This is a genomic window from Caballeronia sp. LZ029, from assembly GCF_031451275.1.
Classification (GTDB): Bacteria; Pseudomonadota; Gammaproteobacteria; order Burkholderiales; family Burkholderiaceae; genus Caballeronia; species Caballeronia jiangsuensis.
In genome coordinates this window covers 1-300 of the sequence record NZ_JARUXO010000092.1, presented here as the reverse complement: position 1 = coordinate 300, position 300 = coordinate 1, and the positions used below count along the sequence as shown (strand labels likewise).

At 64.7% G+C, this 300-nt stretch carries 1 pseudogene; it reads right to left on the bottom strand.

The features are described 5' to 3' along the window. Positions 1 to 300, bottom strand: a pseudogene (locus QCE73_RS34205) (lysine decarboxylase); the annotation flags it as partial.

The window sequence follows — 300 nt, the reverse complement described above, 5'->3', positions numbered from 1 at the left end:
GGTCGAGCATGTTGAAGTTTTCGGCGAGCGCGCCGAAGCCGTGCCAGCGGTCGTTCGGCTTCAGCATCCAGTCTTCGCGGTCGCCTATACCCTCTTCGGCCAGCGCCTCCGGGCCCCAGACCTTGAAGAACCAGTCGTCGCCGTATTCGTCGTCGACCTTGCGCATGGCGCGGCGGAAATCGAGCGCTTCCGCAATCGATTCCTCGACGAGCGCCGTGCCGCCCGGCGCTTCCATCATCGCCGCGGCCACGTCGCAAGACGCGATGATCGCGTATTGCGGGCTCGTCGACGAATGCATGA